Source organism: Caballeronia choica (assembly GCF_001544535.1).
Classification (GTDB): Bacteria; Pseudomonadota; Gammaproteobacteria; order Burkholderiales; family Burkholderiaceae; genus Caballeronia; species Caballeronia choica.
The window spans coordinates 14,432-27,474 of sequence record NZ_FCON02000030.1 but is presented as its reverse complement, the minus strand read 5'-3'; the positions used below and the strand labels follow the sequence as shown (position 1 = coordinate 27,474).

Genomic DNA, 13,043 nt, shown 5'->3' with positions numbered 1-13,043 from the left:
CAGTACAGTGGATCGGATGCCCGGCTGTCGTTCAGAGAAACTGGTTGGCCGGTCTGGACAACCCGAGATGCTCGCGCAAGGTCGATCCTTCGTAACCTCTTCGAAAGAGATTGCGCTCCTGCAGGATCGGCACGACCTCGTCGACGAAATCGTCGAGGCCTTGCGGCAGGTATGGAAACATCACGATGAAGCCGTCGCAGGCTCTTTCCCTGAACCACCGTTCGAATTGGTCGGCGACTTGCGCCGGTGTTCCGACGACCTCGTGTCCGAAGTACCCGCCGACACGCTGGGCCATCTCGCGGACTGTCGTCAACCCCTCGCGGCGCGCGATTTCCAGCACCCGCCGCTGGCTGCTGACGCCCTGATTCGTGACCGGGAGTTCGGGCAAGGGTCCGTCCGGATCGAGCGCTGAAATGTCGTGACCCAAAGCCACCGACAGCGACGCCAGCGCGCTATCGGTATGCACGAGCCGGTCCATCAGCGCGCGTTTGTCGCGCGCTTCCTGCTCCGTCCTGCCGACGACGACCAGCGTGCCCAGCATCACCCTGCATGGGTCCTCGAGCCTCCCTGCGGCGACGGTCTGCCGCTTGATGTCGCGATAGAACGCCTGCGCGCCTTCGAGCGAGGTTTGCGCGGTGAAGACGACGTCAGCCGATTCGGCAGCAAGCCGCATGCCGGCGGCCGACGCGCCCGCTTGCACGAGGACCGGCCATCCCTGCGGCGGCCGCGCGATATTGAGCGGGCCGTCGACTTCGAAATAACGTCCCTTGTGATTGAGCGCGTGCATCTTGCGCGGATCGAAAAAGATGCCTTCGGCCGCATCGCAAACGAACGCGTCGTCATGCCAACTGTCCCAAAGACCCGTGACGATGCGCACGAATTCGCGCGCACGCTCATAGCGCTCGTCGCGACCGAGCAGGTCCTCGAAGCCGAAATTGCGCGCGGCATCGGGATTCGCGGTCGTGACGATGTTCCAGCCGGCGCGCCCGCCGCTCAGATGATCGAGCGAAGCGAAACGGCGGGCGGTATGGAACGGCTCGTCGAATGTCGTGGAGCCCGTGGCGACCAGCCCGATGCGCTGCGTCAGCGACGAAAGCGCGGACAACAGCGTGAGCGGCTCGAACGATGTTGCGGTGTGACTGCGCTTGAGACCGTCCATCGGCATGTTCAACAGCGACAGGTGATCGGCCATGAAGAGCGCGTCGAAGCAGGCGCTCTCGAGTTTGACGGCTGCGCGGGTCAATTCGGCCAGGTCGAAATTGGCCCGTGGATTGGCGCCGGGAAAGCGCCATCCGGCGGTGTGAATCGTCGTCGGACGAATGAACGCCCACAGGCCCATGTGCTCGCGATCAGTCATGACGTACCTCGTCGCGTTGATTGAGCGGCGCACGGGCCGGTACGCTCGGCAGGCTGTCGATCAGCAACGGCATATCCACGCACAGGCGCTGCGCCAGCGCGATGACCCAGGCGTCGCGCGCCATGGCAAGGCGCGTGCGGGGTTGGTCATGCCGCGTCATGTCCGTCACTGCCGTGCACGCGCATCGCGCGCCTGAGTGTCGCCGCAGCAGCGCTAACCAGTCGAATATTTTCATGGCATCACCATTCCTGCGATAACCCGGGCGTGCTGTGGAAATCCATCCAGTCGTAGTGCGTGTCACGATGCAAGGCGCCGCTTATGCGCGCCGAGAGCAGTAGCGGGACGGCGTGCTCACCACGCGGCAAGGCAGCCGTATCGGATCGCGGACCAGTCACGTCCCTCGTCTGTTCGATTCCCTCAATCATGCTGAACCTCCATGTGCTGCAGGTTGCCGTTGCCGGAATTCGCCGACGCGCAGCGCCGATGATTGACACCGGCAATCGCCAGGGCGCCGATCGCCGAAGCAACCGCGATGGCCATGAAGCAAGTCGTCGGCGGCAGATTCTGGCTCACGAGCGCGCCAAGCAAGAGCGGCGCAACGATCGCACCTACACGTCCGACGCCCGCCGCCGCGCCGAGTCCGGCCGAACGCGACGCGAGCGGATAAAACTGGCCCGTGTACGCATAGCAGAGGTTCTGCGTTCCGACGACCGATGCGCCGACGACTGCAATCAGCACGAAGAGCGCCGTCTGGTTAGGCGCATAGCCGAGCGTCGCGAGCGATACCGCACCCATCACGTAGAAGAACGCGAGTACCCATTTCAGGCTGAAGCGGTCGCCAACCCACGCGCCGATGATCGTTCCAACGATCACGCCTGCGTTATAAACAAGCAGGAAGGTCAGCGCGGCACCCAGTGTGTGTCCTGAGCGCGTCAGGAGCGTCACCAACCACGTGCTCATCGCGTAGAGCATGAAAAGCCCCATGAAGAATGCGACCCAGATCAGCACGGTGCTCATGCCTCGTCCATCGGCGAACAATTGACCAAGCGGCGTGCGCGCATGGCGGTCCTGTGCCTGGCCAACGAACACTGCATCCGTCGCGAACGCCTGCTCAGGCAGCACCCGCCGAAGCACCTTGCGTAACTCGTCCTGCTTGCCGCTCTTGACGAGATACGCGAGCGATTCCGGCATCCGGGCCAGCACGAACGGAACGATCAGCAGCGGAACACCCGCGACCATGAACACCGAGCGCCAGCCGTAAGCCTCAATGCATTGTTTGCCGATCAGCGCCGCGAGCACACTGCCGATGGTATAGCCGCACATCATCAAGCCGACGATTCGTCCACGGCTTTTGCGCGGCGCGTATTCCGACATATGCGCGACCGCATTCGGCAGCGCGCCGCCGATGCCGACACCGGCGAGAAAACGCATTGCGCTGAACGCCACGGGATCCGTCGTGAATCCCGCGGCCATCGTGAAGGCGCTGAACAGGAAGATCGAAATTGCGAAGACCTTGCGCCGGCCAATCCTGTCAGACATCACGCCCAAAAAAATGGCGCCAAATGCCATGCCGAAGAGCGCGGAACTCGCCATGAAACCGGCGATTGCCGCAGTGACCTTCATGTTCGCCATGATCGCGGGCAGCGCCACGCCCGGCACCGCGAGGTCGTAGCCGTCGAGCACGACGACGAGGGAAGTCCAGAAGAACACGACAAGATGGAAGCGGTTGAATCTCGCCGCATCGACCTGTTCCTGCACATTGATCCTGTCCATCAGTTTGTCTCCTGACTGCCATTCGAGTAGTAGTTGGATGCCGCGTGCCGCGCATGAACTCGCCGGCTTCATCGCGTGATCCTGATTTGCTGCTCCGTCCCGGCGGCGCGGCCGAAGACCGACGACGTCGTCACCGTCTCCAGATTCAGAACGACTGCCTGAGGCCTGCCATCACACCCAGTTGGCCTTGTCCGGCAGGCGGTGTCGTGCCCCCGCCCCCTGCGCTCACCGAATATCGCGCGTGGGCACTGTTCGCCAGATACGCGGTCTGCAGATACACCGCCGTGCGCGCCGACAGCAGATAGGTTCCGCGCACGACGCCCAAGGTCGCGCGCGCGTCCTGTGCGGCGTTGACGATGCGGAACACCTCTCCATCGAGATTGATGGACGGCGTCACCAGATACGACGCGCCCAGATAGAACAGATTCGATCGCGCGCCTGGCACCGTTACCGAACTGGTCACGACGTTACGCCCGATCCAGCCCGCGCCGATCTTGACGCCCTGCAACTTGACCCAGCCGTTCGCTTCCAGGCGCACGTCCTTGTCGCCGGGGTTGGTGATCGGAATCGGCGTGTTGCCATTGAAAAAGTTGGCCGCCGCATTCGGCCCGCCGCGCTGTTCGTCGTAGGCGCCGGCAAGCCCGTAGACAGCGGAGTCGTAGCGCAAGTAGGTCGAGATTTGCCTGCATTGAGTGAACTGTCCCGGCGCCGATCCTGCGCACGTGCCTTGGCCCGGCGAGTTACCTGTGCCTGCCGAATCGCGTCCGAACGAATAGGTTGCACCCAGCGTAAAGCCTCGCCACGCGCCCTTGTAGCCGACCGTGTTGTCGCTGCGGGCGTTCGGCACGTACGCATCGAGCGACGCGATGCCGTAGATGTTCGGACCGAGAATATCCGCGTCGCTATCGATCAGGTAAGTTGCCGTATATTGCCGGCCGAACATCAGCGTGCCGTACGAACTGCTCAGTCCGGTCCACGCCTGCCGTCCAAAGAGGCGTCCGCCCTGGCCGAGATCGCCTGCGCGCGGGTTGAAGCCGCTTTCCAGAACGAACTGGGCCGCGTAGCCGCCACCGAGATCTTCACTTCCACGAAGTCCCCAACGCGACGGATATTCACCCGTTATGCCCGGCATGCGGATCACGCTGTCGCCATTGGCGTTCGCGTGCGACACGTATTCAACGCCAGTATCGATGATGCCGTAGAGCGTGACCGAAGACTGCGCGAGTGCCGTGGAACTCGCTAACGCAAGCATGCACAACAATAAACCGTTCTTTTTCATCATATGCTCTTGGCGTTGTAAGAGGACATCGACCGGCTCGTTGCACGCTCACGCTGCATCGCTCGCTTTAGGACGCAATAGATCGTCGAAATCGTCCAGGCTGGGGAACACCATCGCCTTTTGCGAATCGAGCGTGCGCAGGCGTGCTCGATATGTGTCCAGCAAGGCAGTGCGCGCATCCTGACTGATGTACGGGACATGCCAGCCGACGAACGGATGCAGTACTTCGAAGCCAAGATACCCAAGCGTGCCGCGCAACAGATGTCTGAGCATTTCGGAAAGCGGGCCATGCACGCCATCGACGTCGAACATGTGAGGTTGACCACCGAGCGTGAGTGCCACGAGTGCCTTCTTACCCTTCATGCCTCCACGGTCATAGAAGCGCATTCCGCCATAACAGCGACCCGACACGAACACTCGATCGATCCATCCCTTCATGACTGCCGGCATTGAGAACCAGTAGATCGGGAAATTAAAGATGATCAGATCGGCCCAGACCACCTTGTCGAGTTCAACCTTGATGTCGGGCGCAAGCAGTCCGTTTGCATCGGCGTGCCGCTGCTCGAGTGCGTAGACGAGATAGTCCTCGTTGGCGCGACTCAGGAAATCGTTGGCGCTCGCCACCGGATTGAATTTCATCTCGTAGAGATCCGAGATAAGCACTTGGTGGCCTGCTGCTGTCAGCGTGTCGGCGGCCGCGTCTCGCATGGCCGTCGTGAATGAGCCCGCCTCCGGGTGCGCATGCACAATCAAAACATTCATCGTCGTTCACCAGCTATGTTGTCCTAGTGGGTTACATCGCCCTCGCCTGGCGCTTCGCAACGCCGCGCTGAGCGCCGAAATTGCGGAAGTCGAACTTCAGTCAGAACTTCTCGCTATAGGGTCGCAGGTCCGCTTCGAGCGTCCATGCGCTGCGGTGCTGGCGATGAATCTGGTAATAGGTTTCCGCCACCTGGTCAGTCGACAGCATCCCGTCTGGCGGCAGGCTCTTAACCAGCTCCGGCATGAGCCGATGGATCGCCGGCATATCCACCGCCCCGTCGATGATGACGGTCGCCGCGTGAATGCCCTTGGGTCCGAATTCGCGTGCAATGCTTTGCATCACCGCGCGCGTGGCGAACTTCGCCGCCGCGAACGCGCCGAAGTTCGCCCCGCCGCGCAGTGACGAGGTCGCTCCCGTGAACAAAATCGTGCCCCGGCCGCGCGGCTCCATATGCCGCACCGCCTCGCGACCGAACACGAATGCACCGAATGCCGCGAGCCGCCACACCTTCTCGAACGCGTCGCCGCTGATCTCCAGGAGCGGCTTGCGGTGCTGTGCGCCTGCGTTGTACACCGCTACTTCAATCGGCCCGATCTCCTTCTCGATGCGTGCGAGCGCTTCCACAATCTCGCCCTCCACGCGCAAGTCCACCTTCATGCCGGTGGCCTCGCCTCCCGCCTCGCGCAACTGCTGTGCATAGCCATGCAGCTTGTCCAGATCGCGGGCAAACATCACCACGTGGTAGTCCGTCGCGAAGCGCCGTGCAATCGCCTGCCCCAGACCTTCTCCGACCCCAGCTACCACTGCCACTTTCTTCGATGCGTTGTTCATCGCTGCTCCATCGACCGTTCGTCGTTGCCTGTGAATTCCGATTCGCCGCTGTCTGCCGTGATGCGTGCTCTGTGATGCGTGCTGCTACTGATTTGCAAAACTGCGGCGTTGAAACTAAGATACGTGTGTCCACACCTAAATGCAAGGAGACACCCCCCCGTGAATACCCGAACCATTACTCCCAACACCGCCCTGATCATGGGCGCAGGCGACAGTCTCGGTTCAGCGCTCGCTCGCCGCGTGCTTATATCCATTCCCCGTTGAGGCGTTTATGTCCCGATTCATTCGAACAGAAATAGACTCTGGCGTGCTGGAACTGCGCATAGATCGCCCTGAGTCGAAGAACGCCATCACCAGCGAGATGTATTCGGATCTCGCGCAGAAGTTGAGAGATGCAGACGCATCGTCGGAAGTCAAAGCCATCATCCTGGCCGGCGCTGCCGGTATATTCACCGCAGGCAATGACATTCAGGACTTCGTCGCTTCTCCCCCCGATACCGCCGACGCGCCCGTCTGGAACTTCTTCCGCTCGCTGATGAGTGCGCGGCAACCGATCATCGCGGCGGTCGACGGCGCTGCGATTGGTATTGGAACGACGATGCTGCTGCATGCCGACTTTGTCTTCGCAACCCAACGCTCGTTCTTCGCGATGCCCTTTACCAGCCTCGGGATTACTCCTGAGGGCGCGGCGAGTGTGCTTCTGCCGCTGTTCGTCGGGAGGGTGAAAGCATCGGATCTTCTCTTGTGCGGGAGCCGCATTTCAGCCGAGGAAGCCCTTTCTCTTGGTCTCGTCAACGCCGTTGTCGATCCCGATGATTTGCGCGCTACGGTGCACGAACGGGCGCGCCTGCTCGCGAGCTTGCCATCCGAAGCCGTACAAAGGACCAAACGTTTGTTGAAGGAAGGTCTCGAATCGCTCGTGGCTCGGCAGTTCACCTCGGAGCAGGAGTCGATGCGTGCAACTGTTACCTCTACGGCAGCAAAGCAAGCGTTTGCACGTTTCTTGAAGAAGCGCTGACGGTGGAGATTGACGGCTCGGCACACTGAAGCGGTCCGAGAGCCGCCGGATAGAGAGACGTCCAGCCGATGTTGGACACAGTGGAGACAAACATGATCAAACCTCGTGCCTCGTTCAAACTGTTCAATGTAGCTGCCGCATTGGCGCTCGTGACCTTTTCTTCCTTGCTGTGCCAGTACGCCCTGGGCGCGAATGTGGAGCTATCCGAAACGAAGATGATCGTCGATCACGTAACGGTCTCTTCAAGCAAGCCGTATCGGCTCGTAAAGCAAGATATTGAAAGCCGTCTTGGCCGACTCGACGAAAATATCCGTACCCTTTTGAACGAAAAAAAGGTTGCGGAACTGCGCGCTGCCCTGCAGAAGGCGGCCGGCAAAGATGGGCTGGTGATTCATTACGTCGGCGTACATGGAGACTGGCTGATATTGAAAGGCCAGGAGAAGAACGGCACAGAGTACTTCACGGGAAATGTTCTCACGGCCACTGAAATGACAAGCGTCAATATGGCCGCTGGTCTCTATGCGCCGTTACGGATCATGGTTTATGAGAACTCCCAGGGCGGCACCACGATCGAGTATGACAAGCCTTCGACTCAACTCAGCCAATTTCATAGCGCTGCCATCGATGCACAAGGCCGATCACTTGATGACCGACTGGCAAAGTTGTGCGCATCGGCGCTCGAGTAGCAAACGTGCGAATCGGAGGTGACTTGACTGTAGCTGCGGGACGCGGGAATTGACAAGCAAAGCACTATCGACCGGCGGCATGCGCACGTCGAGCACGACGCCGCGCCGGGCGAAGGACCTGGGTTCAGAACGGTCGGTCGCCGATGATCGCGGTCCGCTCCATCCGGCGCGGCGCCGGCCGGTAGTCGTGCACCGCATAGTGCTGCGTGGAGCGGTTGTCCCAGATCGCGACGCTGTTCGGCTTCCAGCGGAAGCGGACCTGATACTCGGGGATGTAGGCCTGGCTGATCAGGTAATTGAACAGAAGGCTCGCACCCGGCGTCTTGTCTTGCCCGAAGCGGACATTCTCGGGTGTGTGGTAGTTCGCAAAATGCGTCGAGAAGCTGTTCAGGTAAAGCACCTTCTCACCAGTCTCGGGATGCGTGCGCACGACCGGATGCTCGACCATCGGGTTGTCAGCGGCGAGCTTCGCTCTCGCCTCGGGCGTCATCCCGGCTCCGAACGAATGCTCGATGCTGTGCTTCGCACGCAGCCCGGCGATCTTCTGCTTTACGTCGTCGGGCAGGTTCTCGTATGCGGCGGCCATGTTGACCCAGATCGTATCGCCGCCGACTTCGGGACATTCGATGCAGCGAAGCATTGCGCCCATCGGCGGACAGGGACGCCATGAGCCGTCAGTGTGGTAGTTGTTCTCGTAACTTTTTTTCGAATCGCTTCCGTGGTAGATCCGCACGAGGCCCGGATGATCCGGATCGCTGCCCGCGACGGGATGGTCCTCCAGCTCGCCGAACCGGCGTGCGAAAGCGACATGTTCGGCGCGCGTGATGTCCTGGTCGCGCAGGAACAGAACCTTGTGCACGAGCAGCAACGCCTTGATCTCGGCGAACAACGACGCGTCGCCCGCTGCATCGCCGAGATTGACGCCTGACACCTCGGCGCCGATGGAACAAGTCAATCGTTCGACCCGCATTGCGATTCTCCTTTGAGAGTGAAAGTCGCGGTGCACGAACCTGCGTGGACGCTCCCGCAGGTCGCTTTCGCATTTCGCCCGCCTCATCGAGGCCGGGTTTGTATAACCAACGCTTCAGTCGCCGCACTGACCGCCTCCCGCCGGAGGACCCGGCGCACGGCCTCGACAACGTCGGCTTGCGAAACGATTGTGGGAGTTCCATCGCCTGCGCGCTTGACCATGCGCGCCAGAACCTGACGCTTCGCGACAGGCCCGATCGTGGTTATTCCGCACAGACGCCATGTTGTTCCTGGGCTACGATCGAATGATCGAATTCTGCGGTGAAGACATGGCGATCCTGGTTCGAAGCGCGTCCCTGACCAAGTATTCTGAAATCGCGTGCGCCGCAGGCATCGATCCGGTCCGCGCGCTGCGCGAGGTCGGACTCGATCCTTCCTGCCTGCATAGCCCGGATCTTCGGATTCCCGAATTGAGCCTTGCCCGCGTGTTCGAAGCGTCGGCGAAGCCGTCCGCATGTCCGTCGCTCGGCGTGCGCATCGGGGAGGCCTGGCGGTTGTCCGATTTCGGCGCGGTCAGCCTGTTCCTGCAGCATCAGCCAACGCTGCGTCAGGTGCTCGCGCAGATCGAGCGATATCGGCATCTGTTGAGCGATTCCGTCGCTATCCGCGTCGATGAATCGCAGGACGTCGTCGTGCTGCACGTGGTGCTGGTCACCGGACGACCGCATCCGGGCCGCGAGATCGTTGAACTCACGGTCGGCGTCCTCTTCAGTCTCGTGCGCGCGATGCTCGGCCCACAGTACGAGCCGCGAGGCGTCCATTTCGCCCATGCGGCGCCGGACAGTCTTCGGGTATACCGACGATTTTTCGGACCGAAGGTCGACTTCGACAGCGGCTTTGACGGCATCGTGATAACGCGGCGGGAACTTGACCGCCCTAACCCGCTCGCAGACTCCCGTCTTGCGTACTACGCACAGGAATTGCTCGCCCTGCAACCGCGACCTGGGCACGACTCGATCGCCGATGACGTCCGGCGTGCTCTCCATATCCTTGTGCCGAACGGACAAGGCGCAATCGAGCCAGTAAGCCGACGGCTCGGCGTCGCGCCGCGGACGCTGCAGCGCCAGCTCGAACAGACGGGCAACAGCTTCTCCTCACTCGTGAACGAGGTGCGCGCGTCACTTGCGTTGCGCTACCTCAGCCATCGCCACTTTTCGGTTTCGGATGTCGCTGATCTCGTTGGCTTTTCGGAGATCAGCGCGTTCTCGCGTTGGTTTAGCGCGGAGTTCGGCAAGCCGCCGAGCCGGTGGAGGAGCGACTGTCTTGATACAGCGGACCGCTCGCGGAGTTGCAAGGGGCACTGATTCACGCGCGGTTCAATTTGCTTCGCTGGATTGACGGCACGCGCCACTCTCATACCAATTTGCGTTCAATCTTTAGCCTGCCTTGCGCAGGAAGCCCTGATTACCCCCATTGCGATTCGGCGCGAAACCGTTGGCCAGCAGGGTCTCTTCCACCGTGTCGTAGAACACGCCGATCTTGCTGATCTCGCGTGCCTGCTGGGCGGTGGCCACCTCGCGGCCGAACTCGCGCGAGATGCGCACCAGTTGCCCGATCTGCTCGACTGTGCTCATCTTCTTCGTGCGCGTCTGGTTCCACAGGCAGTCCTCGGTGCCGCAGCGCACGTGCAGGCCCAACGCGATGCCCATCATGTTGACCGGCAGCACGTTGCGCACCGAGCTCTCCACTGTCAGCACCGCGCCGTCCGGCGTGGCGCGCACGAAGTTGGCGAGATTGTAGATATTCGGTGCGTCCATGCCACCGCTGATCGCCACCCAGTTCATGACCAGCGGGCCCTTGTAGATGCCGCGCCGAATCAACCGCTCCACCGACTCGAAGCTGTTGATGTTGTAGCACTGGAAGGCACTCTGGATGCCGGCCTCGCTCAGGCGGCGGATGTGCTCCTCGGCCCAGCCGGGCTGCGCTGGTACTGTCATCTCCTTGTAGGCGGTGAAGATCGCGGGAATTTCCCTGGACGTGCCCTTGAAATCCGCCAGCTCCGCATGTTCGGTGACGTTCATCTGCGACGTGTTGATCGTCACCGTGACCTGGTCGGGCTTGGGATCGAGCTCGGCCAGCATGTGGCGCGTATCGTCGCTCAGCCATTTGGCCGCCGCACCTTCGGTCTCAGGCGCGAAGCTGATCGAGCCGCCTACCTGGATGACCATCTCGGGCACGCGGGCGCGCACGCCGGCGATCAGTTCGTTGAACTTCGACAGGCGCTTGCTGCCCTTGCCGTCGAGTTCGCGCACGTGCAGGTGCAGCACCGTGGCGCCGGCGTTGTAGCAATCCACTGCCTTCTGGATCTGCTGCTCCATTGTGACCGGAATGTCTTCGGGAAAATCGGAGGGCAGCCATCCTGGAGCATAGGGCGCGGCCGTGATGATCAGGGGTTGCTGGTTTTCGGGGTAGAGGGAACCGTCGAGAAAGTTCATGTCATGTCTCCAGAGGCTGGTGGGGAATAGGGAAAGAAATCGGAGGATGGGGTCGGTGCGCCCGGCGCCCAGAAGCGCTTGCCGACGACAATTTCGGCGTAGTGCTACGTGCTTCGGTTGTCCGAGAATCGCGGCGCTGTCGGGCTCCCTGGAACACCTGCGGGTCACCGATGTGGCGAAAGTGATTGACATTGGCCCATGAGATCTCCTCTCGCCATAGTTCGAAACAGCCCGTGGGCGGCCTATGGCGTGAAGAGAATTTTCCGGTGCGGTATCCAAAGATGCTTCACACACGGCGCCAATACTTGACCGTCTACGCCGGATCGGTCGCAATGACGCGTCGGGTATCACGTCCCTTGAGAAGACAAATAATCGGGCGCTTGATGAAGACTTTTGAATCCAACTGCGGCATGGTGCTCAAGCGTTTTCACAATCCGCTCGACGTGATCCTGACGTGCGTGCGCTGGTATGTGGCGCGTGAAAGCATTTGTATAGCGCGTGCCACAAGGTCGGCAACACGGTCGATTTTCAGCTGCGTGCCCATCGTGACAAGCCCGCGGCGCCGGCGCTACCTGGAGAGGTCGATCGACCAAAGCCATGAGCCCAAGACAGTGACATTCGATCAAAGCGGTTCGAACCTGGCCGCGCCGGACGCGCTTGGCCCGAGTCATCCTGAGATCGTCAACGCCGAGTGAGCGCGCCGCTTTCCCGCCGTGGATCGCTCTCGTGCAATTCGAATCGCGTCGTAGAAGGTCGCCTCGGTCGAGAGATGCTTGTGATCCACGCTGACCAGCCAGCCCTCTGCCGACCTGCACCAGCGCACTCTGCCCTCTTCGAAGAACTCGCAGAACCAGCGCCATAGCGCCGCATCCTCCGCGTTCGAAGCTTTGCTTGCGTTCTCCCTTGCCGCATGAAAGCCAAGATTCAAACTTGCCGAGTTCATGCCAGTTCTCCGCTCTTCAGCAACTGACTTCAATTACACATGCACCCTTCGTCGAAGCTCAAGCCCGATTGCCCCAACCACAATCAGATGGCCGTCAGCCCGCCGTCAACCGCCAGTATCTGCCCGGTAATGAAAGCGCTCGCGTCCGACGCAAACAGCGCAGTCACGCCTTTCAGGTCCTCGGGACCGCCAACGCGGTTCATCGGCGCCATCGACGCGGTCTTGTCGTCGCCGAGCGCGGCATCGATCGGCGCAGTCATTTTGGTCGGAAAGTAACCGGGTGCGATCGCATTGACGGTGATGCCAAACGGCGCCCATTCAACAGCGAGCGTGCGCGTCATGTTGACCACGGCACCCTTGCTCGCGTTGTAGGCCAGCGTCGGCATGTTCTCCGGATAGACTCCCGTCAGGCCCTGAATCGATGCGATGTTGATCACCTTGCCACGGCGCCGCGGCACCATGCAGCGGCGGCCCACCTCCTGCGTCGCAACAAAGATGGCCGTCACGTTGAGCGTGATGACCTTCTGCCAGCCGTCGAGCGAGTGCTCGATTGTTGGCGCACCCCATGAGGTGCCGGCATTGTTGACCAGAATGTCGATTGGTCCGAGCGCGGTGACCACCCGTTCGACCATCTGCGGAATCGCGTCCAGATCGCCCATATCGCATACGATCGGCACCGCTTCGATGCCGAGCGCTTTCAGGTGCTCGGTGGCAGCGTCGAGTTCGTTCTTCTTGCGGGCGGTGATCGCGACGCGGGCACCCAGTTCGCCGAGGACCTCAGCCATCTGCAGACCCAAGCCGCGTGAACCTCCGGTGATGAGCGCGACGCGCTCGCTGAGGTTTTGAAGTGAGGAGAGGCTCATCATGTTTCCTTATCCGGTTTCAGTTGCGGCTACCAATCGGCGCGTGCGAGCCGGCGGCGGCGCGCT

The 13,043-nt window shown here is 61.3% G+C and carries 13 protein-coding genes and 1 pseudogene; 4 read left to right on the top strand and 10 right to left on the bottom strand.

What is annotated here, in order from left to right; genetic code table 11:
- Window positions 1–31: 31 nt before the first annotated feature.
- The 6 genes from AWB68_RS15690 to AWB68_RS15660 form a co-directional block, all read right to left on the bottom strand.
- Window positions 32–1,357 carry an LLM class flavin-dependent oxidoreductase gene (locus AWB68_RS15690; RefSeq protein WP_087645267.1) on the bottom strand — a complete coding sequence of 442 codons (1,326 nt, stop codon included), beginning with the start codon at window positions 1,355–1,357 and terminating at the stop codon, window positions 32–34.
- A complete protein-coding gene (locus AWB68_RS15685) occupies window positions 1,350–1,592 on the bottom strand; it encodes a hypothetical protein (RefSeq protein ID WP_087645266.1) in 243 nt (80 codons plus the stop codon). Before AWB68_RS15685 ends, AWB68_RS15690 begins: the two co-directional genes overlap by 8 nt.
- A gap of 182 nt (window positions 1,593–1,774) precedes the next feature.
- The gene (locus tag AWB68_RS15675; protein WP_087645264.1) at window positions 1,775–3,130 is read right to left on the bottom strand and encodes an MFS transporter; all 1,356 of its coding nucleotides are present in this window, start codon (window positions 3,128–3,130) and stop codon (window positions 1,775–1,777) included.
- 145 nt (window positions 3,131–3,275) lie between these two features.
- Window positions 3,276–4,409 carry a porin gene (locus AWB68_RS15670; protein ID WP_087645315.1) on the bottom strand — a complete coding sequence of 378 codons (1,134 nt, stop codon included), beginning with the start codon at window positions 4,407–4,409 and terminating at the stop codon, window positions 3,276–3,278.
- 48 nt (window positions 4,410–4,457) lie between these two features.
- Window positions 4,458–5,171, bottom strand: coding sequence for an NAD(P)H-dependent oxidoreductase (locus AWB68_RS15665; protein WP_087645263.1), 714 nt, complete (start codon window positions 5,169–5,171; stop codon window positions 4,458–4,460).
- 100 nt (window positions 5,172–5,271) lie between these two features.
- Window positions 5,272–6,003, bottom strand: a complete 732-nt coding sequence (locus AWB68_RS15660) for an SDR family NAD(P)-dependent oxidoreductase (RefSeq protein ID WP_087645262.1) — start codon at window positions 6,001–6,003, stop codon at window positions 5,272–5,274.
- A 271-nt stretch (window positions 6,004–6,274) separates the two neighbouring features.
- On the opposite strand from AWB68_RS15660, the gene AWB68_RS15655 reads away from it, so the two are divergent.
- Both AWB68_RS15655 and AWB68_RS15650 read left to right on the top strand, forming a co-directional pair.
- Window positions 6,275–7,021: an enoyl-CoA hydratase-related protein gene (locus AWB68_RS15655; RefSeq protein ID WP_087645261.1), complete on the top strand. Its 747-nt coding sequence runs from the start codon at window positions 6,275–6,277 to the stop codon at window positions 7,019–7,021.
- Window positions 7,022–7,113: 92 nt separating this feature from the next.
- Window positions 7,114–7,707, top strand: a complete 594-nt coding sequence (locus AWB68_RS15650; RefSeq protein ID WP_087645314.1) for a DUF302 domain-containing protein — start codon at window positions 7,114–7,116, stop codon at window positions 7,705–7,707.
- A gap of 124 nt (window positions 7,708–7,831) precedes the next feature.
- On the opposite strand, the gene AWB68_RS15645 is transcribed toward AWB68_RS15650, so the two are convergent.
- The gene (locus AWB68_RS15645) at window positions 7,832–8,677 is read right to left on the bottom strand and encodes a TauD/TfdA dioxygenase family protein (RefSeq protein WP_087645260.1); all 846 of its coding nucleotides are present in this window, start codon (window positions 8,675–8,677) and stop codon (window positions 7,832–7,834) included.
- Between the two features lie 304 nt (window positions 8,678–8,981).
- Here AWB68_RS15645 and AWB68_RS15640 point away from each other — a divergent pair, with 304 nt between their 5' ends.
- Complete coding sequence (locus AWB68_RS15640; protein ID WP_327382623.1) at window positions 8,982–10,040, top strand: AraC family transcriptional regulator; 1,059 nt, start codon at window positions 8,982–8,984, stop codon at window positions 10,038–10,040.
- 72 nt (window positions 10,041–10,112) lie between these two features.
- Here the strand turns inward: AWB68_RS15640 and AWB68_RS15635 are convergent, their stop codons facing one another.
- A complete protein-coding gene (locus AWB68_RS15635) occupies window positions 10,113–11,171 on the bottom strand; it encodes a beta-keto acid cleavage family enzyme (protein WP_087645259.1) in 1,059 nt (352 codons plus the stop codon).
- 383 nt (window positions 11,172–11,554) lie between these two features.
- Between AWB68_RS15635 and AWB68_RS15630 the strand changes: the two are divergent.
- Window positions 11,555–11,830 (top strand): annotated as a pseudogene (locus tag AWB68_RS15630) (DDE-type integrase/transposase/recombinase); the annotation flags it as partial.
- A gap of 8 nt (window positions 11,831–11,838) precedes the next feature.
- Here AWB68_RS15630 and AWB68_RS15625 read toward each other — a convergent pair.
- On the bottom strand, window positions 11,839–12,114 hold the full coding sequence (locus AWB68_RS15625) for a hypothetical protein (RefSeq protein ID WP_087645258.1): 276 nt from the start codon (window positions 12,112–12,114) through the stop codon (window positions 11,839–11,841).
- Between the two features lie 83 nt (window positions 12,115–12,197).
- Window positions 12,198–12,980, bottom strand: coding sequence for an SDR family oxidoreductase (locus AWB68_RS15620; protein WP_200828706.1), 783 nt, complete (start codon window positions 12,978–12,980; stop codon window positions 12,198–12,200).
- Window positions 12,981–13,043 lie beyond the last annotated feature (63 nt).